This is a genomic window from Streptomyces sp. NPDC087428 (assembly GCF_044744085.1).
In the GTDB taxonomy this organism is placed as follows: Bacteria; Actinomycetota; Actinomycetes; order Streptomycetales; family Streptomycetaceae; genus Streptomyces.
On sequence record NZ_JBIUXR010000007.1, the window covers coordinates 271,226 to 295,056 of the forward strand.

Below are 23,831 nucleotides of genomic sequence, written 5' to 3' on the forward strand. Positions count from 1 at the left end.
TGGAGAAGCGGAGGAGCCTCCGCTCAATCGACTGTAGCACTTTTATCGGAGGGTCCTCCGTTTTGAAGTCCGCCGATCCGACACCCCCCGACCCGACACCCCCCGACCCGACACCCCCCGACCCGGCGCCCGGCGCGACGTCCCCGGGAACCGGTCCCGGGAAGAAGCCGCGCGCCCCCCGCGTCGACGCCCTGCGCAACCGGGACAAGCTCGTCCAGGTCGCCGGGGCCGCTTTCGCGGCGGCCGACGGCACCGTCTCCCTCGAAGGCATCGCCCGCGAGGCCGGTGTCGGCATCGGCACGCTGTACCGCCACTTCCCGACCCGCGAGGCCCTGGTGGAGGCGGTGTACGCCGCCGAACTCGACGACGTCGCCGCCGGTGCCCCCGCCCTGCTCCAGGAACTTCCGCCGGACGCGGCGCTCCGGGCCTGGATCGAGCGCTACGCGGGGTTCGTCGCGACGAAGCGCGGCATGGCGGACACGCTCCGTGCGGGCTGGGCCTCTGGGCGCATCGCCGCCCCCGCCACCCGGGAGCGCATCACCACCGCCATCGCCACGATCCTTGCCGCCGGGGCCGAGACCGGTTCGCTCCGCGCCGACGTCGAGCCGGACGACGTCACCGTGATGCTGCTGGGGATCTTCCTGGCGGGCACCGCCGCCACCGGCGGCACCGCCTCCGAGCAGATCGGGCGGCTGATCGATCTCGTCATGGACGCGCTGCGGCCGGCGACGGCCGGCTGACCCCGGCCGACAACGGCACGGGGCGCCCCCTCATGACGGAAGAGACGCGGAGAACGACACAGACGGAACAGACTGCCCTCGGGGACCTGGCCCGACCGCCCGCGTCTGCACCTCCGGCAACCACGTTGTCCTCGGCGGCGGCACGGACAGGTACACCCCCGCCCATGAGCTGACCCACGTCATCCAGCAGCGCCAACGGCCGGTCGCGGGTACGGAGAACGGCAGCGGGCCTTGGAGGCCGGGCGGGGCTCGGGACCTTCTGCCTGTCCGAAACCCTCGGGCCGGACAGGCAGAAGGTGGTTAGCGGTCCCCGACAGACGCGCGCCACTTCCCGCGGGACAGGCGGCAGACCCCATCGGGCGTGATGCGGACCCGTGCGCCGAGTAGCGGCAACGAGCCCTCGGCGTTCAGACGGTTGCGGATGCGCTCCAAAGCCGTCCAGAGCCGTTGCGGTCCGCCCTGGTGGACTTCCGGCGGGTCGGTCCACTCGGCGGACGCTCGTGCCCATGAGCCGTCCGGGTGGACCAGGAAGGCGGTACGGGCCCGGTCGTGAGTCTCGTATCCGAGTTCCGCACCCGGTGCCGTGATCTCCAGCATGGACCGGAGTTCCCACGCTTCGGCCACGTCCACCACGGGGTAGCGGCCCGTGCTGCGCTCGTCGCCTTCCGCGCTTCGGGCGAGGGCGAACAGCCCGGCGAGGGGCGGCGGGTAGTCGTTGCCGGAACGGGTGAGCATGAACCCCGCCATGTCTCTTTCCACCTGCCCGTACACGTCGCCGTCCCCGTGCTTCCACCCCGTGATGATCAGGCACGTGCGCCCGATGGTTGTCGCGATCCTCCCGCCGGGTGCGAGTGCGGAGAGGACGGGGCGGAGCCCTGGTCCGGCAGGGAGGCCCACCGTGGAAACGATGCGGTCGTACGCACCGGGAACGTGTTCGGTCGCGTCAGCCGTGATCATCTCCGGGTGATGCCCCATGCGCGAGAGCCGGTCCTCCGCAGCACTGACCAGATACGGGTCCACGTCCAGGCTCGTCACATGCTCGGCCCCGATGAGATGGGACGCGTACGCGGTGAGCCCGCCGGCTCCGGTGCCCAGGTCGAGCAATGGCAGTCCCGGCCCGAGCCGTGCATGTCGCAGCATCCGAACCACCAGACTCGGCAGCGTGGCGGAGGACGTGGGCAGCCCCTCGGGGTGGTCATCGGGCTTCGCGTGGTCGGCGTGCAGTCTGCCGACCTTGGTCACCAACGACCGGTCCGCATAGGCGGCTTCGGCCCATGCCTCCGGATTGCTTGCCCCGTCGCGGAGAACCCACGTGCCCGAGCTGTCCATGTCCCACCAGCGCGGGACCAGCTGGTGCCGGGGCACCCGTGCTACCGGGGCGAGCCACCGGGAATCCGGGTCCGTCACCCGGTCGGCGAGCCTGCCCGCTGTCTTTTCCCAATCCATGGTGCCGAGCCTTCCAGTCATCAGTACGCGGGGTCACACGCTTCGGTGTTCGCGGGGTCGCAGTCCCCGGAATCGTCCGGCGGGCACGCATTGCGGGCGGGCATGGGGATGCGGGCGGAGAGCTGTTGCCATGCCGTCCCGCCGAGCAGATCGGCGAGCCGGGTTTCCCGCACGTTGCCCGCCGGGAAGTCCCGCGAGAGCACGCAGCCAGCGAGGTCACCGTTCGGCAGTACGGCAGCCCGCCCGCGCGTGCACCGTCCGCACATCTCGGCGAGGGTGGGCGACTGTCCCGGCAGTGCGGCCCGCCCCACGGCTCGCGCCCGGTCGGTGTTGATGTGCTTCACGCCCATGGATCGCAGTTCGACGCGGGCTTCGGCGACGCGTTGCTCCGGCAGGATGTCCACGATTCCGGCCCGGACCGTGATCCCTCGGTTCACGGCTTCGCGGATGTTGCACCGGGTGCGGACGTAGCTGCCGGTCCTGCCCGTGATCCGGTCGTGTTCCTCGGGGTCGTCGCTGTAGTAGCTCGTCCCGAGGGTGAGCCCGTCCCGCTGGAACAGCTCCCACCACGCGGGCTTGACCACGTACAGGTTCGAGTACACCTCCACGTGCAGCCCGAGCGAGAGCCCGAGTTCGGCGAACTCTCGCCACTGCGGGTGAACGGTCGGCTCGCCCCCGATGAGCTGGACGGTACGGATGCCGAGCCCGGCAGCATCCACGATGACCCCCCGCCAGTCCTCGGGGGTCATGGTGCCGTGCGTTGCCTGGGGGCTGGACTCCGACAGACAGTGCGTGCACGTGAGCTGACACTTACCGGTGATCTCCAGTTCAAGCGACTGGATACCGGCGAGGGGTTCGCGGGTCGGGGGCTCGATGAGCGTGGTCATGCTGTGTTCCTCCCGTGTCGTCATGTGTGCGGGAATCGGCCGACTGCACCACGATCATTGGCAGTTGACCAGGGCGAGGCCCCACTCCGCCGCAGAGCGAGTCGCGGCCCCCTACGCACGGGACCTATGCGGCGAGGCGGAAGCCTTAGAGGCGGAAGGGCGAAATGCGGGAGCCGCGAACAAGGGCAACCTCGGAGAGGTCACGGCGGGGCTCGCCCCACGCTTCGAACTGAGCGGTGAGCCACCTGGAATCCACCTCCCAGGTACGACAGATGTTCTGCATGGATGCCCCCGCCCGGTACGCCTCCACCACGTCAGCCCGGTGGATGCTCAGTTGACGCCGTGCGGAGTGGACTTCGGATCTTGAACGACGGCGCACGCGGCTTCCTTGGCTTAGGGGGCGGGCATTGATCGGGCGCTGGTCGCCTACGGCACGGGCAGACCGGACAGGCCAGCCGGCGAGCGTCACCAGCAGGCCGGCGGCGGGATCGAGCACGGTGAGCACATCCGGACAGCCGGATTCCAGCAGCCTTATTGCCTCCTCCTGTTGGTCCGGGTCCTCAGCCCACGCGCGGAGCCCGTTCGGAACGGCGGGGCCCCGAAAGCTGATCGGCCGGACGTCCCTTGCGCCGGTCGGCGGGGGCTCGGAGGCTCCAGAGTCATCTGCAAGTCGAAGTGCTCGCCGCCGCAGCCACCGGAGCGCGAGCCGACGATTCGCCATGGTGGCCCCGCCGAGCGAAACAGCTTTGCGGCCAGTTGTTGCGGTGATCTCCGCTATGTAAGAGAAGCCGGTCATGTGGCACGCTGCCCGGCGCGAGGCTCGATCACGGCCTCTATTGCCGCGGCTGCCGCTTCCATGAACGCGGTCAAGTGGGCAGTGTCCGCGCGGTACTCGGCAATCGCACGGTCCAGCTCGGCGCGGAACAGCGCGCGGGTCTCTGGGTCCGATGCGACGCAGTCCAACTCTGCGGCTAAGCCGTCCGGCCGGTGCCGGTGCGGGGTGATCGCGTCCAGGAACCGCGGAAGCCGGTTCCGTAGTCGGATCTCCGCGGCACCCGCAGCAAGAAAGAGCCGGACACGTAAGCGGGTCACAGGGCTTCCCCCCGACTCTGCCTGTTCGCGAGGGCAGTCCTTGCGCTAAGGCGTTCTATGGCGTCCGCAGGGCGTACGCGCTGGGGATCGGCTTCCCACTCGACTCCGCCACGAATCGGCCGAAGCGACCAGTGCGAGCCGGCGAGCCCCCGGAACTCCCCAACTCGGTCCGCGTGTCCCATGTCCACCAGGAGTGCCCCCACGGCGGGTACTAGCGGGTCTGTCACCACTGTCCTTGATCCCTTCCGCATCGGCTGTTCGCTCTAGGCAACAGCCTGGTTACGCACGGCGGTACTGTTGGGAAGCGCACAAGGATTAAGAGCGTTAAGCGCTTAGAGCCACCGTGCATGGGGAGTTGAACGAGCGTGGGGACCAGCGAGCCAAATACGGCCTTGGAGCGGCTGTTCCGTGAGACGGGTTGGTCGTTGCGGCAGTGCGCGCAAGCGATCAACCGCATCGGGACCGAGCAAGGCACTCCGAAGCAGTACCGTGCGCCTTCCATTCACCAGTGGCTGAGCGGGAGCGTGCCGCGTGAGGGAGTGCGACCACTCATCCTGGAAGCGTTCGCACGCAAGCTCGGGCGTCCCGTCACGCACCTTGAAGCGGGCCTTCCCGCATGCAATGAAGGTGAGGAGGCGGAGCCCCATGGCACAGTTGACGGGATCATTGATCTTGGAAGGCTGGACATGGACCCTTCCCGCCGAAGCGTGGTCAGTGCCGCTCTCTTCTCTGTTGCCCTCACCGTGCCGAATTGGCCGGATGTGGTGGGGCGCATGGAATCTTCCCGGCATGGAACCCGGAAGCGCCTGGGAATGTCCGACGTAGCAACGGTCTCCGCAATGACCGAGCAGCTTTCTTCCATGGATGACCAGTTCGGAGGCCGAACTGCCAGGCCGCTCGCTGCGGCATTCCTGGTGAACACCGTTGCGCCGTTCCTCCGAACCGATGGGTCGGAGGACGTACGTAAAGCGATGATGTCTGCGGCGTCCGATCTTTGCTACCTCACTGGATACATGGCCGTGGATGAAGGCTTGCACGGACTCGCCCAGCGCTACTACCTGAAGGCGTTGGAACTTGCCGGGGCTTCGGAAGATCACCTGACGTTCTGCACCACTCTTCGGGGCATGAGCGTGCAGGCCGTAGACCTCAACCAGGGCCCGATTGCCATGCGGCTAGCCGATGCCGCCGCAGCGTCATCCCTGCAAGCCGGACCCCGGATGCGCGCCTTCCTGGCTGGTCAACAAGCCCATGCAGCCGCGCAAATCGGCGACCACCGATCAGCGCGGAAGTACCTTTCAGAAGCCGAAGTTGCAATGGACCGGGCGGAGTCTCGCGGAAAGGCTTTCGGCTCATATGATCCTGCCTCGCTCAACTATCACACGAGCCAGGTGCGTTTTGAAATGGGAGACTTGACGGGGGCTGTAGCCGCCATGCAGGAATCAGACAAGTTGCGGCACAGCATCTATCGACGGACGCGCGTCAAGGAGCGGGCGATTCTTGCAGAGAGGCAACTGACCGTCGGGCATCTTGAAGCCGCGTGCTCTACATGGGGTATGGCTCTGGACGACTACCCGCAAGTCAACTCCGGCCGAATCGACAAGCGGATTGCGAGCATGTTCAATCTCATCAGCCCGCACCTCAAGAACCACGATGCGCAAGCGCTGTATGAGCGCGCACGGACGATTGTCCGTCCCCAGCTGATCTCTGTATGACGAAAGTCCCGTCGTGCACCCGAGTTGGAGAGACAGCCGGGCTCGCCTCGATCGTTCGTCAGTCCTCGTCGGATCGCTGACAGGACCCCGTGCTTGCGAGGTGCGGAATTGCGTGGCTGGGTCAGGTTGGCGGCCCGGCTGTCGCGTCGGGCGGGCGCCGGGCTCCGCGGCCCCGGGGTGTCGCCATGGCTCGTCGGGACGCTCGGAGTTGTTGGTCAGCCGGGGTTCGGAAGGGCTGCGAGTCGCTGGATCGCGCGGGTGATCACGTCTGTCCAGGGTCATCGGGCGGTGAAGCGGAGCTGGCGGCGGCGGGCGTTGGTCGCGAAACTCTCCGGCCCCGATCCACCGCCGAAAAGATCGTTGCTCTGCTTCGGCGCCGCATTCCATACTGAGTGCCGCCGCCGGAGATCCTGGCGGTGTTCAAGGGGGAATCATGCGTATTGCTCGTAAGGCAGGCGTCGCGTTGGCCGGTCTCGTGATGGTTGGGGGCCTCGCCACCGCGACATCCGGCTCGGCTTCCGCCGCGGCGGACGAGATCTGCGGGTACCCGGCCGTCGATGTCTTCAACGACGCCGGCAAGTGGGCCGGTTCCGCCCAGTGGAGTGCGAACCCCGGCTGTGGCGTGACGGGGGACACCCTCGGCGCCTTCGACGCCACCGCCGACGGATACGGCGTCGTCGCCCATCTGAGCGCGCCCGACGGCAGTATCGCCGAACGCGTGGTCAGCACCTCCGGCCACAATTCGCCGTACACCGCGTGGAAGAGCGGCAACCTGCCCGAAGGCCATCAGTACGTCATGTGGGCCTGCCTGACGAAGGGCGGCGTCGTGTCCCACTGTTCGAAGACCAAGACCGTGACCTCCTGACGCTCGCGTCCGATGACGGGTCGCGTCTGACGGCCCGCGTCTCCTTCGCCGGGTGAGCCCGGCCGCCGCGGTGGATTCCGCGGCGGCCGGGCTTCGGCCGGGACACCGCCGGTATCGCCCCTCGCGGGCCGGCCGCCGTCCGGCGTCAGGCCGCCGGATCTTCTCACTGCCCCGGGAGCGTCCCGGTGATCGCGGTGACGGTCATGCGTACCGCCCGGTCCGTCACCGCGACCGGGTCGTCGCCGCTCTCGACCGCCGTCGTCGCCGCGTTGACGATTCCCTGCAGAAGCAGCGCGGTGCGCCGCGGGTCCTCCTCGCCCAGCTCCGTCAGTGCGCCGATCAGCGGGGTGAGCAGCTCCCGGTGGGCCCGCACCGCGCTCTCCCGCACCACCGCCGCGTCCCGGACCCCGGCCAGCGCCTGGGCGATCCGGTGCTCCCCGTCGCGCACCAGGGCCAGCTGCGACGACACGTAGGCGGCGATCTTCTCCTCGGGCGTACCGGCCGCCGACATGCCGGCCCGGATGGCTTCCGTCCAGCGCGGCATCGCGTCCTCGACGACCGCGGCGAGCAGCTCGGGGCGGCCGGGGAAGTACTTGTACACGCTGTTGCGGGCGAGACCCGTGGCCTTCGCGATCGCGGTGAAGGTCACGGCGTCGGCGTCACCGCTCTCCAGAAGCTCGCGTGCCGCCCGCACCAGGGCCAGCCGCTGCTGGGCATGGTGCTCGGCGACCGTGGCGGCTCTGATCCTGGGCACCGTCCCAGTCTAGAAGCCCGGACGGCCGTGACGACCCCCACTTAGGGACGCGGCGTCGCTATCCACTAAGTTAGCGACACACCGTCCCTAACATCGATCCATCGAAGGGAACCGCCGTGTTCCTCGCTCTGTTGGAGCTGCGCGCCGCCCGAGGGCGCTTCCTGCTCATGGGATCCGTCGTGGTACTCGTCGCCGCACTCGTCGGCATCGTCTCCGGCTTCACCACCGGCCTGGGCGACGACACGATCTCCCCGCTGCGCCGCCTGCCCGCCTCACAGCTGGTCTTCTCCTCCGACGCCCGGTCCGACCAGTTCGCCCGCAGTCTCCTCGACGAGAAGACCGCCGCCGCCTGGAGCAAGGACGCGGACACCGAGACGACTCCGCTGGGGGTCTCCATCACCCGCGGCACGACGAACCGCGGCGCGGAGGTCGACCTCGCCGCGTTCGGCGTCGAACCCGGCTCCTTCCTGGCGCCCTCCGTCACCGAGGGCGACGGCCTCGCCGGTGCGGCGGCGGACAGCATGGTGATGTCCGCCAAACTCGCCGACGAGGGCGTCCGCGTCGGCGACACCCTCGTCATCGACCGGCTCGGCATCGAACTCCGTGTCGTCGGACGCACCGAGCGCTCCAGCTACGGGCATGTGCCCGTCGCCTACGTCCCGTTGAAGACCTGGCAGCGCATCCGCTTCAGCACCCCCGGCGCCCCGGCCTCCCGGACCACCGCGATCCCCGGCCAGTTCAGCGCCCTCGCCCTGCGCACCCCGCCCGGCGGGACCTCCGTCACCGACCTCGACGCGCGGTACTCCACCACCACGCTCAGCAAGGAGAAGGCGTACGAGGCGGCTCCCGGCTACACCGGGGAACGCGTCACCATGAACTCGATCCAGGTCTTCCTCTACCTGATCGCCCCGCTCGTGGTCGGCGCCTTCTTCGCTGTGTGGACCGTGCAACGGCAACCCGAACTCGCCCTGCTGCGCGCCATGGGCGCCTCCCGCAGAAGGCTCCTCGCCCACACCGTCCTCCAGGCGGCCCTCGTCGTCGTCCTGGGTACCGCGGCGGGCGCCGTGCTCGCCGCGGCGGTCGGGCTGCTGGTCGGCGAACAGGTGCCGTTCAGCCTGCCCGCCACGACCCTCGTCGTCACCATGTGCACCGTCGCGGCCGTGGGCCTCGTGGGCACCGCCCTGACCCTGCGCCGGGTCACCCGAGCCGACCCGCTGACCATGCTGGGAGCCAACCGATGAGCCTCGAACTGACCGGTGTCACCGTCACGTTCGGCCGCACCGACGCCCTTACCACCGTCTTCGACAGCCTCGACGTCACCTTCGCACCCGGCCGCATGACGGCCCTCGTCGGCCCGTCCGGCTCGGGCAAGTCCACGCTGCTCGCCGTCGCGGGCGCGCTGTTGCGGCCCACCTCCGGGCAGGTCCTGCTGGACGGCGAGGACCTCGCCGTGCTCTCCGACGCCCGGCGCGCCAAGGCACGCCGGGAACGGATCGGCTACATGTTCCAGAGCGGCAACCTGCTCTCCGGCCTCACCGCCACCGATCAGCTGCTCGCCGCCGTGTACATCAGCGGCGAACGCCCGCGCGCCCATCGCTCCCGCGCCGAGGAGGCCCTGACCCGGGTGGGGCTCGGCCACCGGCTGCGTCACCGACCCGAACAGCTCTCCGGCGGCGAACGCCAGCGTGTGGCCCTGGCCCGTGCGCTCTTCCTCTCGCCGAAGCTGCTGCTGATCGACGAACCGACGGCGGCCGTCGACCGTTCCCAGGCCGGTGACCTGGCCATGCTCCTCGCCGAACGGGCCCACCAGGACAACTGCGTCACGGTCGTGGCGACACACGACCCGGCCGTGGCGGAGGCCGCCGACCGGGTCGTGGACATGGCCGCACTGACCGCCGGCGCGGCCCCGGCCGGTCTCTGAGACGCTCCACTGCGTGCGAGAGTCGCAGAGACCGGCCGCCCTCAGCCGGTCCCGGCCTGGCGAAAGTTCCTGCTCCACCCCTGTCAGGTCTGCCGGGCGCAGGACGTCAAGCGGCCCGCGAGCGCGAGGACGAGGTCGCGCAGTTCAGCGGGCCGCTCGATGACGAACGGCCGGTCCAGCGACGCGAGTACCGGCGGGAGCCAGTCGAGCTCCTCCACGCGCAGCCCGACGCGCATCCAGGGCCCGTCCGCCGGATCCGCGCCCGCCACGGGGGCGACCTCTTCCAGGGTCGCCACGCTCTCCGGGAGCCGGGCGCGGATCTGCTCGGCCGTTCCGTGGATCCGCAGGGTCACCTCGTAGCGGTACTCGGCCGTGGCGAACCCCGACAGCACGCGCTGTGCGGGATCGGGTCCGGCGGGCACCTCGAACGAGCCGGGCAGGGTCCTCGCGCCCGCGATGCGGTCGAGCCGGAAGGTCCGGTCCTCGCCGATCGCGGGGTCCGCGCCCGTGACGTACCACCGGCCCGCATGGGCGACGATCCCGTAGGCGTGCAGCGGGCGTTCGCTGTGTCGGCCGTCGCGGTCGGTGTATCTGATCGAGAGCGGCCGGCGGTGACGCACGGCGTCGGCGACCGTGAGCAGCACCTCGGCATCCGGATGGGCGAACTCGCCGGGCGCGGACGTGAACGCGAGGGATTCCAGGACGGTGTCGAGCCTGCGGGCCACCCGCTCGGGCAGCACCCTGCGGATCTTGGCCGCCGCCGTCTCGCTCGCCGTGTCCGCCGTCGTCATCAGCCCCGTCCGGCGGCCCGCGACCAGACCGAGCAGCGCGGCCAGTGCCTCGTCGTCGCTGAGCATGAGCGGGGGCAGGCGGAATCCGGGGGCGAGCCGGTACCCGCCGTAGCGGCCCCGCACCGCTTCCACCGGCACGTCGAGGTCGATCAGCTGGTCCACGTACCGCCGTACGGTCCGGCCGTCGACGCCGAGCCGGTCGGCGAGTTCGGCCACCGTCCGGATGCCGCCCGACTGAAGCAGCTCCAGGAGGGTCAGCACGCGCACGGTGGGTCGGGACATGTACAGAGTTTAATGCGCGTGCCGGACGGATACCGGGCGGATTCTGTCCACTATTCGTCCTAGCCTGTGGAGCACAAGGGCTCCACCCACGTCGGCGCCGCCGCCGACACCGGACCGGGACTGGCGCCGACCTTCCGACCTGGGAGAACACCATGGACTTCGTCTCGATCCGCATCATCACCGACGACATCGCGCGCCTCGTCGAGTTCTACGAGAAGGCCACCGGGGTGACCGCGGCCTGGTCCACCGAGGACTTCGCCGAGATCGTCACTCCCGGCGCCGCACTCGCGATCGGCAGCACCCGCACCGTCCCGATGTTCGCTCCGGGCTCCGCCCGCCCGGCGGACAACCACAGCGTGATCCTTGAGTTCCTCGTCGACGACGTGGACCGGGTGTACGAGAACCTGACCGGACTCGTCACCGACTTCGTCAACGAGCCCACGACGATGCCCTGGGGAAACCGGGCACTGCTCTTCCGTGACCCCGACGGCAACCTCGTCAACTTCTTCACCCCGGTCACTCCTGCCGCCATCGAGAAGTTCGCCCCGCGGGCCCGTCGCTGACTCCGGTGGGAGAAGGCCTCGTCGAGTGTGGACAGCGAGAGGGCCGGTCGTCGGCACGTCCGGAATGTCGTCGAGGTGCAGGCGGCGGCCTTGACGGACCGCCGGTGTGACGTTGCCGATCGTGGAAACTTCACCCGACCTGATGCCCGTGCGATCCCCGGTCGTCGCGGCGGGGGAGCGGCCTGCGCTGACGTGTCCGCCGGACTGGCGTTCGTCACCCGCCGCCCAAGTCCGTTTCGTGGATACGGAACTGCTTTCGGGCTGCTGTCGGGTGTGGTGGACCGGGAGGCGTGTGCTGTACCGTGATCGCGTCATTACGCTCTGTGTGTTTCTGCGCATAGGGCGGCCCCCGGGCCGCGTGGGCAAGTCGCTCAGTGAGGGAGGCCAGTGGGTGACCGATCAACTCTTCGCCCCACCCTCCGGAGAACCGGCCGAAGCGGCAGCCGAACTGGTCATGGACGAGCGGGCGGTTGAGGCGAGACTGACGCCGCCGACGAGCTCGCGGAGGTCTCCGATCCCGAAGTCTCCGAGGCCGAACGCGTCCGGCCCTCCCTCCGGCGCGCGCACCCGCAGCTCCGCCCCGGCGTCCGCGAGACCCGCGGTCCTCGCGGAGGATGCGGCCGGCGTTGTCGACTGAGACGTACGGCCGTTCGCTGGTGTGGCGGTTCCACCGCTGACGCGGTGGAGCGAGGAGAGTGGGCCCGGGGGCCTGGACGGACTGAGGAGGACCGGTGGTGGATGCCATGGTTGACCGATGGGACGGAGTTCGGGCGACGAGGGACCCGGTGCGGTGCCGTGAGCAACTGATGGCGGCCGCGCGTACCTTGTTCGCCGTGTACGGGTACGCCCGTACCTCCGTCGAGGATCTCTGCGCCGCGGCGCACGCACAACCACGCGATTTTTACCGCGAGTTCGAATCGCGTGAGGCGCTGCTCGTCGACCTGTACGACGAGGTGGCGATCGGCGGGATGCGGGCCGTCGAGGTGGAGCTCTCGGCCGAGGGCATGGAGACCTGTTCGACGGAGGAACGGATCCGCAGACTCTTCGGCGCCTATGTGCGGGTCGTCACCCGGGACGCGCAGGCGGCGAGGGTGGCGTTCGTCGAGGTGCTCGGGGTGAGCCGGGCGATGGACGACCACCTCGCGATGTGGCGGTCGGTGTGGGTGGAGTTCCTGACCCGCGAGGCCGAGCGCGCCGCGGAGCGGGGCCATGGGGCGGACGGCGATCTCACGGTCGTCGTGAAGGTGCTGACGCGCTCCGTCGACGAGCTCCTCGCCCACCACGGGCGCCGCCCGCGCCAGGTGCCGGGCGACTGGCTGGCCAGTGAGCTGACCAGGATGTCGCTGGCCATGATGGATCCGGACGTCGTCCCCGAGGCCTCCGCATGACAGAGCCGGTTGCCGGACCGGCAACCGGCGGCATGATGGAGGGATGGCAGCACATGAGCACGCGGCGGAGGACGACGGCACGGCGGACGGCGACTTCTCGTCCGTCCTGACGGGTGTGGGGCCGCGGCTGCGCGCGCTGCGGACGGAGCGCGGTACGACGCTGGCCCAGCTGAGCGAGACCACCGGGATCTCGCTCAGCACGCTGTCCCGGCTGGAGTCCGGCGGCCGCAAGCCGACCCTGGAGCTGCTGCTCCCGCTGGCGAAGGCGTACGGGGTGCAGCTGGACGAACTCGTCGGCGCGCCGGACACCGGCGATCCGCGGGTCACGTTCCGCCCGTTCAACCGGCACGGCATGACGTTCGTGCCGCTGACCCGGCACATCGGCGGGGTGAACGCGTACAAGCAGGTCATGCCCGGTCTGACGGGCCCCCCGGGTCCCGTCGAGCAGCGGGTGCACGAGGGGTACGAGTGGCTCTACGTGCTGTCGGGGCGGCTGCGGCTGGTGCTGGGTGAACACGACCTGGTGCTGAAGGCGGGAGAGGTGGCCGAGTTCGACACGCGTACACCGCACTGGTGGGGCAACGTCGGGCCGGAACCGGTGGAGTTCCTCAGCCTGTTCGGACCGCAGGGGGAGCGGATGCACGTACGGGCGAAGCCGGCGGCGAAGCAGTGACGGGCCGGTCCGCCGCCGGGACGTACGGGCCGCCCAGCCCCCACGCCTGGTGCATCGCGTCGGCGTAGGCGGCCGCGAGCCGGTGCTCCCCGGACGGTCCGGGGTGCGTGCCGTCGTAGGTGTCCGTGTGGATGTCGTAGCCCGGCGGGCGGGACGCCAGCAGGATCGGCGACATCGGTGCGTCGAGGTCGGCCACGGCCTTGGCGAGGAGTTCGTTGAACCGGTCGCACTCGGCGGCGAAGGGGGCGTCGGACTCGGCCCGGATGTTCGGGATGACGGGGAGCAGCACGCACCTGACGTGCGGGTTCGCTGTGCGGGCCGCCGCGAGGAACGTGCGGGCGTTGCGGGCGGTCTGCTCGCTGTCCGTGTAGAAGCCGAGGTCTATCAGGCCGAGCGAGACGAGCAGGATGTCCGCGCGGTGCGCGGCGACCGTGTCCGCGATCACCGGGGCCATGTGCAGCCAGCCCTCGCCCCAGCCCGCCAGGTGGTGGCGGGCGGCGGCGGGGAAGGCCGGGGCGCCGTACGCGTACGAGGCGGGGGTGCCCGTGCCGGTGTCGTGGAGCGCGGTGCGCGGGCCGACGATCGCGTACGGTCCGCCGAGGGACGCTTCGAGGTGCTGCCACATGCGGTAGCGCCAGGTGAAGTCGCCGGCGCGCCCGATGGTCATGGAATCGCCGACGAACATGAAACGCATGGCGCCATCATGGCCGATCATGGCTCCGGCCTGCGACGTGACGATGGACACTTGTGCCATGCGCTCGTATCGACTGACTGCCTCCGGCGCCGCCGCGCTCCTGTCCCTCGCGGCGGCGGTGCCCGCCGTGGCCGACGACGGCGGGGCCGACCGGAGCTTCACGATCAAGGACCCGCGGATCACCGAGTCCAGCGGACTGGCCGCCAGCCGGGCCCACCCGGGGATCTACTGGACGCACAACGACAGCGACGACGGCCCGTACGTCTTCGCCGTCGACTCCCGGACCGGGAAGACCGTCGCGACGATCACCATGAAGGGCGTCGGGGAGCCGCGCGACGTGGAGGCGATCTCGCTCGGACCGGACGGGAACCTGTACGTAGGTGACATCGGCGACAACCTGAACGGCAGCTGGGACCACGTCTGGATCTACCGCTTCCCCGAGCCGAAGGTGCTGCGGGACGCGACGGTCCGCGCGACGCAGTTCGACGTGAAGTACGCGGACGGGCCGCGCAACGCGGAGTCGCTGATGGTCCACCCGAAGACCGGGCGCGTGTACATCGCCTCGAAGAAGGAGGGCGGCGGCGGGCTCTACGAGGGCCCCGCGAAGCTCACGGCCGGCTCGGACAACATCTTCCGGCGGGTCGGCGAGGTGCCGTGGGTGACGGACGGGGCGTTCTCGCCGGACGGCAAGGAACTGGTGCTGCGCTCGTACTTCAGCGCGCGCGGCTACGCGTTCGCGAACGGCAGGCTCGGGAAGGACTACCCGGTCGAGTCCCCGCTGCTGGGGCAGGCCGAGTCGGTCACGTACACGGCCGACGGCTCGGCACTGATGTACGGCTCCGAGGGCGAGCGGAGCGATGTGGTGCGGGTGGACCTGAAGAACGGCGGCGAATCGGGCCGTACCGGGGTGAAGTCGCCGTCGTCCGCCGGGGCGGGGAGCGACGGCGACGGCGCGCCGGTGAAGGGCACCACACTGACCGGGATCGCGGTGCTCGCCGGAATCGGGCTGCTGTTTCTCCTGGGCAGGCGGCGCAGGAAGGGCTGACAGCCGCGCGGACGCCCGCCGCGTCCGGAGCACGGCTCGGCCCGGCCCGTAAGTAGGATCATCCGATCATGACGACTGAAATCGGGCCTGTGCCCTTCTCCACCCCCCGCCTGGACGCCGAGCCCCTGCGGGTGGCGCACGCCGACGAGATGGCGTCCGTACTCGCCGACCCGGCCCTGCACACCTTCACCGGCGGCGCCCCCGAGGACGCGGACGCCCTGCGGGCCCGCTACGCCCGCCAGTCCGCCGGCTCCCCGGACCCGGCCGAGCGGTGGTGGAACTGGGTACTCAGGGTGCGCGACGACGACTGCCTGGCCGGCTACGCGCAGGCGACGGTGAACCTGACCGACGCGCAGGCCGAGATCGCCTGGGTGATCGGGTCCGGACGGCAGGGCCGGGGCTACGCCAAGGAAGCGGCCGCGGGCCTCGTGGCGCACCTGCTGGACGGGGGAGCGGTGCGTACGGTCGTCGCCCACATCCACCCCGACCACACGGCCTCCGCCGCGGTGGCCGCCGCGGCGGGGCTGGTACGGACCGAGGAGTGGGAGGACGGCGAGGTGCGGTGGCGGCTGGACGCCGGATGAGCCCTCGTCCTCAGGCCCCGGACGGGGCCGGGCGCGGGTGGTCGCCCGTCGATCCGTCGATCAGTTCGCGGACGATGTCCATGTGCCCGGCGTGCCGTACGACGTCCTCCAGCATGTGGATGAGCACCCACCGCATCGACACCGTCCGCCCGTTCCACGACGTGCCCGTCACATCCAGGTCCGTCTTCTCGATGGCCCGGTCGGCGGCGGTGCGGGCGCGGTCGTAGAACGCCAGGATGCCGGCGGTCGTCTCGTCCGGGGCGACCGTCATGTCCTCGGTGGCCGGGTCGAACCAGAGCTTCTCGACGTCGTACCCGAACGATGCGCAGAACCAGCCGTACTCCACGGCCGCCAGGTGCTTCACCAGCCCCAGCAGGTTCGTCCCCGTCGGCGTCATCGGGCGGCGCACCTGCTCGTCGTCCAGCCCTTCGAGCTTCCACAGCACCACGTCGCGGTGCCGGTCGAGGGCGGCGTGCAGGGATTCCTTCTCGCTGCCGGTGTACGGCACAGGGGAGTTCATACGCGGAAGCTAGCAAGCGGCACTGACAACGCGGCGGGGCGAAGACCGGTCCTCGGGTCTCAGTCCTCGGACGGTTCCCGCGGCGCCTCCTGCTCCGTCTCCGTCTCCTGCTCCTGGGATGGCTCGGGCTCCTCCGGCGGCTTGGGCCTGGGCTTCGCCTTCGGGCTGGGGCGGCCTGCCGTCACCAGGGCGGTGACGTCGAGCGTGACCTCGGCGCCGATGGAGTCGGGCAGCGTGACCTTGTGGCCGGGCGCGTACACCTCGTGGTTGTCGTACCCGCCGGGGAGGGGTTCCGTGAGGACGTGGATGCGGCCGTGCCTGCGGTCCAGGATGACGTACACGGGGATCTTGGCGGCGGCGTAGGCGGTCACCTTGTTCCGCAGGTCGTTCTGGTAGTTGCCCGAGGTGACCTCAAGGACGAGGCGGAAGGCACCGGGGTCGTAGCAGTTGTTGTCGTTCGGGTGCTCGTCGAAATCGGCGTCGACGACGGCCAGGTCCGGGATGGCGTAGTCGGAGGGGCCGCCGGGCAGCCAGACGCCGACAGCCTGAAGGACCTTGGACTCCCCACTGTGGAGGCCTGCCGCCAGGAAGGGGACCATGAGCGAGGTCAGCGCATTCGCGTGCGCGCCGTCCGGCGATGGGGCCACGGTGATGACGCCTCCGATGATCTCGACGCGGTGACCCGGGAGCTGCTCCGAGAGCCGGTTGGCGCTTTCGAGCAGTGATTCCGGCTCCTGCCGCTCCTGCAACTTCGGCCGCTCCGGCTCACCGTCACAGGGGTGCTCGACTGCTGCTGCAGACATTGAGGGCCTCCTGAAAGGGCTGATGTCGAGAACATCATCGTAGGACTGTGTGCCCGTTCGCGGCGTGTACGCCCCGCGTCACCCCGGCGAGTGAAGCAGAAACGGCCCTGCATACGTGATCACGTATGCAGGGCCGTTCCGGCGCGTCAGCGGTGAGCGCTACAGCTTCTCGATCACGTAGTCGATGCACGCCGTCAGCGCCTGGACGTCCGACGGGTCGATCGCCGGGAACATCGCCACGCGCAGCTGGTTGCGGCCCAGCTTGCGGTACGGCTCCGTGTCGACGATGCCGTTGGCGCGCAGCACCTTGGCGACCGCGGCGGCGTCGATCTCGTCCGCGAAGTCGATGGTGCCGATGACCTGCGAGCGCTTGGCCGCGTCGGTGACGAACGGGGTCGCGTACTTGGAGTCCTCGGCCCAGCCGTACAGGTGGCCGGAGGAGGCGGCCGTGCGGCCGGTGGTGAAGTCCAGGCCGCCCTGGGTGTTCATCCAGGTCAGCTGCTCGTTCAGGAGGAACAGCGTGGCCAGGGCCGGGGTGTTGTACGTCTGGTTCTTCAGGGAGTTGTCGATCGCCGTGGGCAGCGAGAAGAACTCCGGGATGTGGCGGCCGGAGGCGTGGACGCGGGACGCGCGCTCCAGGGCCGCCGGGGAGAAGACGCCGATCCAGAGGCCGCCGTCGGAGGCGAAGGACTTCTGCGGGGCGAAGTAGTAGACGTCCGTCTCGGTGATGTCGACCGGCAGGCCGCCCGCGCCGGAGGTGGCGTCCACCAGGACCAGGGAGCCCTCGTCGGCGCCCGCGACGCGCTTGACCGGGGCCGCGACACCGGTCGAGGTCTCGTTGTGGGTGAACGCGTAGACGTCGACGCCCGCCTCGGCCTTCGGATCCGGGTGGGTGCCAGGGTCGGAGGCGATGACGGTCGGGTCGGCCAGCCACGGGGCGAGCTTGGCGGCCTTCGCGAACTTCGAGGAGAACTCACCGAAGTTGAGGTGCTGGGACTTCGACTCGATCAGACCGTGCGTCGCGATGTCCCAGAAGGCGGTGGAGCCGCCGTTGCCCAGGATCACCTCGTATCCCTCGGGGAGGGAGAAGAGGTCGCGCACTCCGTCACGTACCGCGCCGACCAGGTTCTTCACCGGAGCCTGGCGATGCGACGTACCGAGCAGGGACGTTCCGGTGGCGGCCAGCGCGTCGAGCGCCTCCGTCCGCACCTTGGAAGGACCGGCGCCGAAGCGCCCGTCGGCGGGCTTGATGTCAGCGGGAATCTGGATGTCGGCCACGACTCGGAGCGTAGCCGTTCGGTACGGCACCTACGCATCCTGTCCGTCGGATGAGACGCGCGATCCGGTTCGTGGAACCCGGAGCGCGCGTCCCGGACGGGCCGGCTCAGCCCAGTTCGACCGGGAGGTCGAACAGGTCGTTCTGGGTGACGATCGGCTTGTTGCGCAGCTCGGCGGCCGGTACCGCGAGGTTCAGCTCCGGGAAGCGCTCGTAGAGCGCGGGGAGTGCGACCCCCGCCTCCAGCCGGGACAGTGCCGCACCCGGGCATACGTGCGGGCCGTGGCCGAAGGCGATGTGGCGGTTGGGGGAGCGGGACGCGTCGAACTCGCCCGCGGTCGGCCCGTACTGCTGCTCGTCCCGGCCCAGTGCGCCGAAGGAGACGATCAGCGCCTCGCCCTTGGGGAGGACCTTGTCACCGACCGCCACGTCCTCGGTCGCGAAGCGGATCAGGACGTGTGACGTCGGGGTGTTCCAGCGCAGGGTCTCCTCGATCACGTTCTCCCACGGCACCTCGCCGCTCAGTACCTGCTCGCGCTGCTCGGGGTGGGTCTCAAGGGCGACGACGGCGTTCACGATCAGGCTGATCGTCGTCTCGTGGCCGGCCGCGATGATCAGCTGGAGGGTGTTGACGATCTCCTCGTTGCTGAGGTGGTCGCCGTCCTCCGAGGCCGCGATCAGGGCGCTGGTCAGGTCGTCGCCCGGCTCGGCCCGCTTGCCGTCGACGATCTTCGTGAAGAGCGTGCCGAGGTCCGCCATCATCTGCGGGACCTCCTCCGGCGGCGTCTGCGTCGAGAAGAACTTCTCGAACAGCTCCTTGAGGCGGGGGTGGTCGGCCCCGTCCACGCCCATCAGTTCGCTGATGACGTTCATCGGCAGCGGGTACGCGAACTCCGCCTTCAGGTCGACCTTCTCGCCCTTGGGCAGCGCCGCGAGGCGGTCCAGGCTCGCGGTCGTGAGCGCCTCGATGCCCGCGCGCAGCCGCTCCACCCGCTTCACCGTCAGGGCCTGCGCCACCAGCGTGCGCAGCCGGCGGTGGTCGGCGCCGTCGACGGTCAGCATGGAGCGCCCCGGGTTGGCGAGGCCGATCAGCGGCCAGTCCAGGGGTATCTCGCCGCGCTGCCAGGCGCCCCAGACGTTGATGTCCTTCACGATCCGGGCGTCGGTCAGCAGTTGCCGCGCCTCCGCGTGGTGCGTCACCGCGTAGCAGTGCACCCCGCCGGGCAGCTCCACCTCGGCGAGCGGCCCCGCGGCTCGCAGTGCGGAGCTCTCGCCGTCGAGGTCGGCGACGAAGGGGTCGAGGACGATCCGGGTCATTGCTGGCCTCCGTTGGCGGGTCCTGCGGCGGGGGTGGGCGTGAAGGCGACGGGGAGGTCCGTCAGCCCCCGCAGCCAGGGGGACGGGCGCCGGGTGAGCTGTCCGGCGGGGACGGCGAGGTCGATGTCCGGGAGGCGGTCGAGGAGTACCTCGATGCCGGTACGGGCGATGACCTCCGCGGTCTCCTGGGCCGGGAAGGGGCAGCGGTGCTCGCCGTGGCCGAAGGAGAGGAACGCGTTGTTGCCGCCGGTCAGCGCGGAGCCGTCGGTGCGGACCTGCGGGTCGGAGTTGGCCGCGGCGATGCCCAGCAGCAGCAGGTCGCCCGCCTGGATGTGGCGGCCCCCGAGGTGGGTGTCGCGCGAGGCCCAGCGGCCCGCGACGTTCTGCGTCGGGGTGTCCTCCCAGAGGACTTCGTTCATGGCCTCGGCGACGCTGTGCCGGCCGCCGGAGAGCGAGGCGGCGAACCGGTCGTCGGTGAGCATCAGCCGCAGCGAGTTGCCCATCCAGTCCGCGGTCGGCTGGTGACCGGCGGCCATCATGACCATCAGGTCCTGGGCGATCTCCTCGTCCGTGAAGCCGCCGGGGTCGGCCAGCATCCGGGTGGCGACGTCGTCGCCGGGCTCGGTGCGCTTGTCGGCCAGCAGCTGGAACATCGAGGTGGCGAGGTGTGTCTGCCCGGCGAGCGCGCGCTCCCGGCCGTCGATCATGTCGTTGATCGAGCCGACGAGCGCGTCGCCGACCTCGTCGCTGAAGCCGTAGATCCGGGCGAGGACGCGGGCGGGGAGCAGCATCGCGTACTCGGCGATGATGTCGGTCCCGCCCGTGGAGCAGAACCGGTCGATCAGCTCGTCGGCGAACTCCTCCGCGTACCGCTTCAGCGAGAAGGGGTCGACCGCCTCCAGGGCGTCGCTGATCATCCGGGCGCGCTCGACGTGCCGGGGGCCGACCGTGTAGAGGATCGACGGCTGCTTGCGGCCGATCATCGGGAGCAGCGGCCAGTCGTCGGGGATGTGCTCCCACTGGCTCCACAGGTCGGAGTCGCGGCTGAACAGCACCGGGTCGCTGGTGAGCTGGTGCAGTTCGCGGTAGCCGAGGACCAGCCAGGCCGGGACGTCGCCGTCCAGGACGACGGGTGCCACGGCACCGTGGTCGCGGCGCATCTCCCGGTACAGCTGGGTGGGTTCGGTCTGGAACCGTGGTCCGGACAGTGGCGCGCGGCCGTGCGCCGGGCAGCCCGGGGGCGGTTCGGTGGGCTGGGTCACGTGGTGTGCTCCGGGGTCTTCTCCGGCGTGGTCTCCGGACGGGTGGCGGCGGAGGAGCTGGCCGTGCCCCTGGAGAGGGCGTACAGGTGCTCCACCAGCGTGATCAGTACGTACTTGCTGGAGGACCGGTCCCGGGCGTCGCACTCCACGAGCGGTACGTCCTCGGAGAGGTCGAGCGCCTCCCGGATCTGCTGCTCGGTGTGGAAGCTGCCGCCGAAGTCGTTGCACGCCACGATGAACGGCGTGCCGTGGTGCTCCAGCCGGTCGATGGCGTACCAGGAGTCGGCGAGGCGCCGGGTGTCGACGAGCACGACGGCACCGAGCGTGCCGGAGAACAGCCGGTCCCACAGGAACCAGAAGCGCTCCTGGCCGGGCGCGCCGAACAGGTACAGCACCGAGCGTTCGTCGAGGGTGATCCGGCCGAAGTCGAAGGCGACGGTGGTGGACGTCTTGGAGTGCACGCCGTCCAGGTGGTCGACCGCCTCGCCCGCGCGGGTCATCGTCTCCTCCGTGTTGAGCGGACGGATCTCGCTCACGGATCGGACCATGGTGGTCTTGCCTACCCCGAAGCCACCGACGACGACGATCTTCAGTCCGTTGTCGGCCGTGGCCTGCAGGGCGGCACGGTCAGAGGTTGCGGAGTCCAACGAGCACCTGTTCCAGGATGTCGGGGTCGGGGAGCCGGTCCGCGACGCGTGCGGTACGAGGGTGGCGGGCGCTGATCCGGCTGGTGTCGAGCAGGTCGCACAGCAGGATGCGCACGATGCTGACGGGCAGTTTCAGGCTCGCGGCGATCTCGACGACCGCGGTGGGCCGTTCGCACATTCGCAGGATCGCGACGTGCTCCGACTGCATACCGGGGGCCGGTTCGCATTCCGAGACGACGAGTGTCACCAGGTCGAAGGCGGCCGAGTCGGAGCGGCTGCGGCCACCGGTGAGGGTGTAGAGCCGGTCCGGGTCGTCGTCCCGGCCGGGACGGGGGCGCGGCGTCATACGGCCGCGTTCTCGGAGGCCCCGGGGGCCTCGGAGGGCTCGCGCGGCGGGGCGACGAGGTGTTCGCCGAGCTGCTCGACGAGCTCGCTCATGTTGTGCCCGACGAGGCCGACGTCGGCGTCCTCCGAGGCGACGACGGCGAGGTGGGCGCCCGCACCCGCCTCCACGATGAACAGCACGCCACCGTAGAACTCGGCCATCGCGGACCGTACGCCGCCGGTGCCGTCGCCGAACTCGACGGACGCGCCGTGCGACAGGCTCTGGATGCCGGCCGAGATCGCGGCCAGCTGGTCAGCCTGGTCGACGGAGAGCTCGGGGGTACGGCACAGCTTGAGGCCGTCCCTGGACAGCACGAGGGCGTGGCGGGCGCCGGGGGTGCGCTCAAGGAGCCCCTCCAGCAGCCAGTTGAGCTTCTCGTCCGTGGTCGCGGTCATCGGGTGTTGCCTTCCGGGTGCGGTGAGGTGGGCCGTACGGCCTGGCGGAAGCTGCTGAAGCGGGCTGCCTGGGCCTTGGGGTCGGACGTACGGGCCCGGGGGTTCGTTCCGTCGGTTGCGTCGGCGTCGGCGTCGGCCGAGGCCTTGGCGCGGGACTCTGCGGCGGCCAGGGTGCGGCCGCGGGAGCGCTTGGGAAGGCCGCTGTCGCCGAACCGGGGGAGGCTGCCGGTGGTGTCCGAGCCGGCGCCGGAGTCGGAGCGCGGGATCTCCTGGGTGCGGGAGCCGTCCCGGGTGCCGTCGGCCGGATCGGTGGCGTCGGTCCGGACCGCTGCTCCGGTCCTGTCGGGCCCGTCCGTCCCGTCGCTCCCGTCGGCTCCGGAGGCGTGGACCGGCTCGGGCTCACGCGGGGCAGCGGCCGCCGGGCGGGCGGCGGGTTCGGGCGCCGGCGTCGAGGCCGGTGCCGGGGTTCTGGTGATGATCTCCTGCGGCAGCATCATCAGCGCGCCGGTGCCTCCGCGCGCGGAGGGCCGGAAGGAGACCGTCAGTCCGTGCTTGCGGGCCAGTCGGCCGACGACGGCGAGGCCGAGCCGGGTGCCGGAGAGACCGGTCAGGTCCTGGTTGGCCGCGGAGACGGCGCGCTCGGCGCGGCGCAGCTGCACATCGCTCATGACCAGGCCGCTGTCCTCGACGGTCAGCACGATGCCGGCCGGTACCTCCTCCACGTACACGTGGACCTCGGCGGTGGGCGGCGAGAAGTTCGCGGCGTTGTCGAGGAGTTCGGCCAGCGCGTGCATGACGCCCTCGGCGGCGTGCCCGGCGATGGCGACGTCGCTGGTGGAGTGGAGGCGAATGCGCTGGTACCCGCTGATCCGGCCCATCGCGCCGCGCAGGATGGACTCCATGACGATGGGCTTCGCCCAGCGGCGTCCGGAGCGCGCGCCGGTCAGCACGGCGATGGAGTCGGCCAGCCGGCCCGCCTGGGCGGTGCGGTGGTCCAGGTGCAGCAGGTCGCCCAGGACGTCCTCGGAGGCGTGCCGGTTCTCCATGTCGCGGAGGTCGGCGAGCATGCTCGTGGCGAGGGCCTGCATCCGGCCCGCGGCGTTGGCGCACGCGGCGACGGCGGCGGAGCGCTCGGTCTCGCTGCGCGAGACGCGGGCCTTGAGCTTGGCGTTCTCGGCGGTGAGGCGCTCCGCGGCGGCCGCGGCCTGGGCGGTGAGCCGGTCCCGCTCTGCGGCGGCGGCCGATTTCATCCTTGCCGTCTCGGCGGTGAAGCGCTGGGCGTCGTAGGCGGAGGCCGAGACCATCCGGGAGGTCTCCGCGGTGAACCGGCTGCTCTCGGCCGCGTGCATCTCGCGCAGCCGGCGCACGGTGGCGCGGGCGTTGACGGAGGTGGCGACGGCGGCGGACAGCAGCACGGCTGCGGCACCCGCCCCCCACGCCACTGCGGTCCTGGCCGAGTCGGGGGCGGCGACGGCTGCCCAGAGGCACAGGGATCCGGTGATGGCCACCGTGACCAGCAGGGCCAGTGCGGTCGGCTTGGTTGAGGGGCGCAAGCGGAGTCCTTGGGACGCGGACGGTGACGGACGGGACGGTTCGGGCAAGTCGGTACGGTGGGGATCAAATGTGACAACTGGAACAGATGATTCCCAGACAAGTCTGAGTCACTATATGAGAATTGACGATCTGTTTGGGAAGAACTTGTGGTGCTCTCTGTTGCGTATATGTTCGAGCGCCCGACGGATTCAGACGTATTGACGTATTCGGCGGAAACGCGGAGGCCCGGAGGGCC

Annotated in this window: 24 protein-coding genes and 2 pseudogenes; 11 read left to right on the forward strand and 15 right to left on the reverse strand. The window is 70.4% G+C overall.

Features of this window, described 5'->3' with window-relative positions; all coding sequences use genetic code 11:
• The first annotated feature begins 62 nt into the window (after window positions 1-62).
• Together ACIO3R_RS17225 and ACIO3R_RS17230 are read left to right on the forward strand one after the other, a co-directional pair.
• Window positions 63-740, forward strand: coding sequence for a TetR/AcrR family transcriptional regulator (locus ACIO3R_RS17225; protein WP_402106414.1), 678 nt, complete (start codon window positions 63-65; stop codon window positions 738-740).
• Between the two features lie 97 nt (window positions 741-837).
• Window positions 838-969: pseudogene (locus ACIO3R_RS17230) on the forward strand (DUF4157 domain-containing protein); the annotation flags it as partial.
• 71 nt (window positions 970-1,040) lie between these two features.
• Here ACIO3R_RS17230 and ACIO3R_RS17235 read toward each other — a convergent pair.
• From ACIO3R_RS17235 to ACIO3R_RS17245, 3 genes are all read right to left on the reverse strand, one after another.
• Window positions 1,041-2,186 (reverse strand): methyltransferase domain-containing protein, encoded by a 1,146-nt coding sequence (locus ACIO3R_RS17235; protein WP_402106417.1) that lies wholly within the window; start codon window positions 2,184-2,186, stop codon window positions 1,041-1,043.
• Between the two features lie 20 nt (window positions 2,187-2,206).
• A complete protein-coding gene (locus ACIO3R_RS17240) occupies window positions 2,207-3,073 on the reverse strand; it encodes a radical SAM protein (protein ID WP_402106419.1) in 867 nt (288 codons plus the stop codon).
• A gap of 1,088 nt (window positions 3,074-4,161) precedes the next feature.
• Window positions 4,162-4,416, reverse strand: a complete 255-nt coding sequence (locus tag ACIO3R_RS17245) for a hypothetical protein (protein WP_401289638.1) — start codon at window positions 4,414-4,416, stop codon at window positions 4,162-4,164.
• Between the two features lie 114 nt (window positions 4,417-4,530).
• Between ACIO3R_RS17245 and ACIO3R_RS17250 the strand changes: the two genes are divergently transcribed.
• Complete coding sequence (locus ACIO3R_RS17250) at window positions 4,531-5,877, forward strand: tetratricopeptide repeat protein (protein WP_402106423.1); 1,347 nt, start codon at window positions 4,531-4,533, stop codon at window positions 5,875-5,877.
• 433 nt (window positions 5,878-6,310) lie between these two features.
• Entirely contained in the window at window positions 6,311-6,742 is a 432-nt protein-coding gene (locus ACIO3R_RS17255) for a hypothetical protein (protein ID WP_402106425.1), read from the forward strand.
• Window positions 6,743-6,905: 163 nt separating this feature from the next.
• Here ACIO3R_RS17255 and ACIO3R_RS17260 read toward each other — a convergent pair whose 3' ends face one another.
• Entirely contained in the window at window positions 6,906-7,496 is a 591-nt protein-coding gene (locus tag ACIO3R_RS17260) for a TetR/AcrR family transcriptional regulator (RefSeq protein ID WP_402106428.1), read from the reverse strand.
• Between the two features lie 116 nt (window positions 7,497-7,612).
• On the opposite strand from ACIO3R_RS17260, the gene ACIO3R_RS17265 reads away from it, so the two are divergent.
• Both ACIO3R_RS17265 and ACIO3R_RS17270 read left to right on the forward strand, forming a co-directional pair.
• Window positions 7,613-8,737 carry an ABC transporter permease gene (locus ACIO3R_RS17265; RefSeq protein WP_402106430.1) on the forward strand — a complete coding sequence of 375 codons (1,125 nt, stop codon included), beginning with the start codon at window positions 7,613-7,615 and terminating at the stop codon, window positions 8,735-8,737.
• Window positions 8,734-9,417 (forward strand): ABC transporter ATP-binding protein, encoded by a 684-nt coding sequence (locus tag ACIO3R_RS17270; protein WP_385040247.1) that lies wholly within the window; start codon window positions 8,734-8,736, stop codon window positions 9,415-9,417. Before ACIO3R_RS17265 ends, ACIO3R_RS17270 begins: the two co-directional genes overlap by 4 nt.
• Window positions 9,418-9,500: 83 nt before the next feature.
• On the opposite strand, the gene ACIO3R_RS17275 is transcribed toward ACIO3R_RS17270, so the two are convergent.
• The gene (locus ACIO3R_RS17275; RefSeq protein ID WP_402106433.1) at window positions 9,501-10,490 is read right to left on the reverse strand and encodes a helix-turn-helix transcriptional regulator; all 990 of its coding nucleotides are present in this window, start codon (window positions 10,488-10,490) and stop codon (window positions 9,501-9,503) included.
• Between the two features lie 152 nt (window positions 10,491-10,642).
• Between ACIO3R_RS17275 and ACIO3R_RS17280 the strand changes: the two genes are divergently transcribed.
• The 3 genes from ACIO3R_RS17280 (at window position 10,643) to ACIO3R_RS17290 (ending at window position 13,114) form a co-directional block, all read left to right on the forward strand.
• Window positions 10,643-11,053: a VOC family protein gene (locus ACIO3R_RS17280; protein WP_402106435.1), complete on the forward strand. Its 411-nt coding sequence runs from the start codon at window positions 10,643-10,645 to the stop codon at window positions 11,051-11,053.
• Between the two features lie 731 nt (window positions 11,054-11,784).
• Window positions 11,785-12,441: a TetR/AcrR family transcriptional regulator gene (locus tag ACIO3R_RS17285; protein ID WP_385040241.1), complete on the forward strand. Its 657-nt coding sequence runs from the start codon at window positions 11,785-11,787 to the stop codon at window positions 12,439-12,441.
• 43 nt (window positions 12,442-12,484) lie between these two features.
• On the forward strand, window positions 12,485-13,114 hold the full coding sequence (locus tag ACIO3R_RS17290; RefSeq protein ID WP_385040239.1) for a helix-turn-helix domain-containing protein: 630 nt from the start codon (window positions 12,485-12,487) through the stop codon (window positions 13,112-13,114).
• Here ACIO3R_RS17290 and ACIO3R_RS17295 read toward each other — a convergent pair.
• Window positions 13,050-13,808: a GDSL-type esterase/lipase family protein gene (locus ACIO3R_RS17295; protein WP_402106437.1), complete on the reverse strand. Its 759-nt coding sequence runs from the start codon at window positions 13,806-13,808 to the stop codon at window positions 13,050-13,052. The genes ACIO3R_RS17290 and ACIO3R_RS17295 overlap by 65 nt on opposite strands.
• 58 nt (window positions 13,809-13,866) lie before the next feature.
• Here ACIO3R_RS17295 and ACIO3R_RS17300 point away from each other — a divergent pair, with 58 nt between their 5' ends.
• Together ACIO3R_RS17300 and ACIO3R_RS17305 are read left to right on the forward strand one after the other, a co-directional pair.
• Window positions 13,867-14,853, forward strand: coding sequence for a WD40 repeat domain-containing protein (locus tag ACIO3R_RS17300; protein ID WP_385040234.1), 987 nt, complete (start codon window positions 13,867-13,869; stop codon window positions 14,851-14,853).
• Window positions 14,854-14,921: 68 nt separating this feature from the next.
• A complete protein-coding gene (locus ACIO3R_RS17305) occupies window positions 14,922-15,437 on the forward strand; it encodes a GNAT family N-acetyltransferase (RefSeq protein ID WP_402106439.1) in 516 nt (171 codons plus the stop codon).
• 10 nt (window positions 15,438-15,447) lie between these two features.
• On the opposite strand, the gene ACIO3R_RS17310 is transcribed toward ACIO3R_RS17305, so the two are convergent.
• The 9 genes and pseudogenes from ACIO3R_RS17310 to ACIO3R_RS17350 form a co-directional block, all read right to left on the reverse strand.
• Complete coding sequence (locus tag ACIO3R_RS17310; protein WP_402106442.1) at window positions 15,448-15,957, reverse strand: DinB family protein; 510 nt, start codon at window positions 15,955-15,957, stop codon at window positions 15,448-15,450.
• A gap of 167 nt (window positions 15,958-16,124) precedes the next feature.
• Window positions 16,125-16,760, reverse strand: a pseudogene (locus ACIO3R_RS17315) (Uma2 family endonuclease); the annotation flags it as partial.
• A gap of 159 nt (window positions 16,761-16,919) precedes the next feature.
• Window positions 16,920-18,038, reverse strand: coding sequence for a phosphoserine transaminase (serC, locus tag ACIO3R_RS17320; RefSeq protein ID WP_363027937.1), 1,119 nt, complete (start codon window positions 18,036-18,038; stop codon window positions 16,920-16,922).
• 106 nt (window positions 18,039-18,144) lie between these two features.
• Complete coding sequence (locus ACIO3R_RS17325; RefSeq protein ID WP_402106445.1) at window positions 18,145-19,353, reverse strand: cytochrome P450; 1,209 nt, start codon at window positions 19,351-19,353, stop codon at window positions 18,145-18,147.
• The gene (locus ACIO3R_RS17330) at window positions 19,350-20,615 is read right to left on the reverse strand and encodes a cytochrome P450 (RefSeq protein WP_385041753.1); all 1,266 of its coding nucleotides are present in this window, start codon (window positions 20,613-20,615) and stop codon (window positions 19,350-19,352) included. Before ACIO3R_RS17330 ends, ACIO3R_RS17325 begins: the two co-directional genes overlap by 4 nt.
• Window positions 20,612-21,262 (reverse strand): ATP/GTP-binding protein, encoded by a 651-nt coding sequence (locus ACIO3R_RS17335; protein ID WP_363027941.1) that lies wholly within the window; start codon window positions 21,260-21,262, stop codon window positions 20,612-20,614. The genes ACIO3R_RS17330 and ACIO3R_RS17335 overlap by 4 nt, the downstream gene beginning before the upstream one ends.
• Entirely contained in the window at window positions 21,243-21,608 is a 366-nt protein-coding gene (locus tag ACIO3R_RS17340; RefSeq protein ID WP_385041755.1) for a DUF742 domain-containing protein, read from the reverse strand. The genes ACIO3R_RS17335 and ACIO3R_RS17340 overlap by 20 nt, the downstream gene beginning before the upstream one ends.
• Window positions 21,605-22,042 (reverse strand): roadblock/LC7 domain-containing protein, encoded by a 438-nt coding sequence (locus tag ACIO3R_RS17345; protein ID WP_207319687.1) that lies wholly within the window; start codon window positions 22,040-22,042, stop codon window positions 21,605-21,607. Before ACIO3R_RS17345 ends, ACIO3R_RS17340 begins: the two co-directional genes overlap by 4 nt.
• Window positions 22,039-23,595: a sensor histidine kinase gene (locus ACIO3R_RS17350; protein ID WP_402106448.1), complete on the reverse strand. Its 1,557-nt coding sequence runs from the start codon at window positions 23,593-23,595 to the stop codon at window positions 22,039-22,041. The genes ACIO3R_RS17345 and ACIO3R_RS17350 overlap by 4 nt, the downstream gene beginning before the upstream one ends.
• Window positions 23,596-23,831 lie beyond the last annotated feature (236 nt).

Excerpts from the sequence above, each read along its gene's own strand:
- ACIO3R_RS17235 (WP_402106417.1), bottom strand. The coding sequence starts at position 2,186 with ATGGATTGGGAAAAGACAGCGGGCAGGCTCGCCGACCGGGTGACGGAC.
- ACIO3R_RS17240 (WP_402106419.1), bottom strand. The coding sequence starts at position 3,073 with ATGACCACGCTCATCGAGCCCCCGACCCGCGAACCCCTCGCCGGTATC.
- ACIO3R_RS17245 (WP_401289638.1), bottom strand. The coding sequence starts at position 4,416 with ATGCGGAAGGGATCAAGGACAGTGGTGACAGACCCGCTAGTACCCGCC.
- ACIO3R_RS17255 (WP_402106425.1), top strand. The coding sequence starts at position 6,311 with ATGCGTATTGCTCGTAAGGCAGGCGTCGCGTTGGCCGGTCTCGTGATG.
- ACIO3R_RS17270 (WP_385040247.1), top strand. The coding sequence starts at position 8,734 with ATGAGCCTCGAACTGACCGGTGTCACCGTCACGTTCGGCCGCACCGAC.
- ACIO3R_RS17275 (WP_402106433.1), bottom strand. The coding sequence starts at position 10,490 with ATGTCCCGACCCACCGTGCGCGTGCTGACCCTCCTGGAGCTGCTTCAG.
- ACIO3R_RS17280 (WP_402106435.1), top strand. The coding sequence starts at position 10,643 with ATGGACTTCGTCTCGATCCGCATCATCACCGACGACATCGCGCGCCTC.
- ACIO3R_RS17290 (WP_385040239.1), top strand. The coding sequence starts at position 12,485 with ATGGCAGCACATGAGCACGCGGCGGAGGACGACGGCACGGCGGACGGC.
- ACIO3R_RS17295 (WP_402106437.1), bottom strand. The coding sequence starts at position 13,808 with ATGCGTTTCATGTTCGTCGGCGATTCCATGACCATCGGGCGCGCCGGC.
- ACIO3R_RS17300 (WP_385040234.1), top strand. The coding sequence starts at position 13,867 with ATGCGCTCGTATCGACTGACTGCCTCCGGCGCCGCCGCGCTCCTGTCC.
- ACIO3R_RS17305 (WP_402106439.1), top strand. The coding sequence starts at position 14,922 with ATGACGACTGAAATCGGGCCTGTGCCCTTCTCCACCCCCCGCCTGGAC.
- ACIO3R_RS17310 (WP_402106442.1), bottom strand. The coding sequence starts at position 15,957 with ATGAACTCCCCTGTGCCGTACACCGGCAGCGAGAAGGAATCCCTGCAC.
- ACIO3R_RS17325 (WP_402106445.1), bottom strand. The coding sequence starts at position 19,353 with ATGACCCGGATCGTCCTCGACCCCTTCGTCGCCGACCTCGACGGCGAG.
- ACIO3R_RS17340 (WP_385041755.1), bottom strand. The coding sequence starts at position 21,608 with ATGACGCCGCGCCCCCGTCCCGGCCGGGACGACGACCCGGACCGGCTC.
- ACIO3R_RS17345 (WP_207319687.1), bottom strand. The coding sequence starts at position 22,042 with ATGACCGCGACCACGGACGAGAAGCTCAACTGGCTGCTGGAGGGGCTC.